Raw genomic sequence first — 1,618 nt, forward strand, 5'->3', positions numbered from 1 at the left:
CGGACGCGGCATACGGCGCGGGCGCGGATGCGCTCCTGCGAGCGCGTGCTCCCCGCAGCGGGCCCTCGGTCGTGCGCGCCCGCTTGGACCAGCGGCCGTGGGCGCCGCTGAAGATCGCCAGTGGTTGCGACCGACGGTGTGCGTTCTGCGCGATCCCCATGTTCCGCGGCGCCTTTGTCTCGCGGCACCCGGACGACGTTGTCGCAGAAGCACATTGGCTGGCCGACCGCGGGGTTCGCGAAGCCTTCCTGGTCAGCGAGAACTCGACCTCGTATGGCAAGGATCTCGGCGACCTCGCGGCCATGGAGAAGCTCCTGCCGCGGCTGGCCGAGGTCGAGGGTCTGGACTGGATCCGGGTCTCCTACCTGCAGCCGGCCGAGATCCGGCCGGGGCTGCTCGAAGCGATCGTGGCGACGCCGAAGGTCGTCCCCTGGTTGGATGTGTCCTTCCAGCATTCGTCGCCGGCGGTGCTGCGGCGGATGCGGCGTTTCGGCTCCTCGTCCGCCTTCCTTGACCTGATCGACCGCATCCGGGCGCTGGCGCCGGAGGCGGCAATCCGCTCCAATGTCGTCGTCGGCTTCCCGGGTGAGACGGCGGCCGACGTCGAAGAACTCGCCGCCTTCCTCACGGCGGCCCGACTCGATGTGGTCGGGGTCTTCGGCTATTCCGACGAGGACGGCACCGAGGGCGCGACCCTGCCGGACAAGATCGACGCCGGCGAGATCGCCGACCGCGTCGCCGAACTCACCGATCTGGTCGAGGAACTCACCGCCCAGCGCGCGGCCGAGCGGATCGGCTCGTCGATCGATGTGCTCATCGAGGAACTCAGCGCCGAGGACGGCCTGGCGATCGGGCGGGCGAGCATCCAAGGCCCGGACATCGACGGCCAGACGACGCTCCCCTTGACGCCGGATCTGGCCGTCGGGCGCATCGTGGCGGCCCGGGTCGTCGGCAGCGAGGGCGTCGACCTGCAGGCGCTTCCTCGATGACCGCAGCCCGCGCGGAGGTCTCCAATTGGAATCTCCCGAACGCCTTGACCGTCGGCCGTATCGTGCTCGTGCCCTTCTTCGGCTGGCTGTTGCTGGCCGATCACGGGCAGGATGTCGGACTGCGCTGGGCCGCCACGGCCCTTTTCGCCCTAGCCGTCGCGACCGACCGGATCGACGGCGAACTGGCCCGAAAACGGGGCCTGGTCACCGACTTCGGCAAGGTCGCCGACCCGATCGCCGACAAGGCGATCACCGGCATGGCCTTCGTCGGCCTGTCGATCCTCGGGGACATCCCGTGGTGGATCACGATCCCGGTGCTCGTGCGCGAGTGGGGCATCACGGTGATGCGTTTCGTCGTCATCCGGCACGGGGTGATGCCGGCCGGGCGCGGGGGCAAGACCAAGACGGCATTGCAATCCCTCGCGCTCACCCTCTTCTTGATGCCCCTGTGGACCTTCCCCGCCGATCACGTATGGACGATCATCGCCTGGGTCATCCTGGTCGCCGCCGTCGTGCTCACCCTGGTCACGGGGATCGACATCGTCGTCGACGCGCTTCGGCTGCGGCAGACCAGTGAGCGCGCGATGCTCAAGCGCGCCGCGGCCGCGGCCCGCGCGGCTCAGGCGGCC

General features: G+C 69.7%; 2 protein-coding genes. Both read left to right on the forward strand.

All coding sequences use genetic code 11. From position 1 onward, the window contains the following. Nucleotides 1-989 (forward strand): radical SAM protein (locus PKH97_RS16490; protein WP_324388693.1); only part of this gene is annotated, 989 nt, incomplete at its 5' end. Continuing rightward, a partial coding sequence (pgsA, locus tag PKH97_RS16495) for a CDP-diacylglycerol--glycerol-3-phosphate 3-phosphatidyltransferase (protein ID WP_324388694.1) occupies nt 986-1,618 on the forward strand: 633 nt, incomplete at its 3' end. The genes PKH97_RS16490 and pgsA, both read left to right, overlap by 4 nt.

The sequence above is a fragment of the Nostocoides sp. genome (assembly GCF_035343835.1).
Classification (GTDB): Bacteria; Actinomycetota; Actinomycetes; order Actinomycetales; family Dermatophilaceae; genus Nostocoides_A; species Nostocoides_A vanveenii.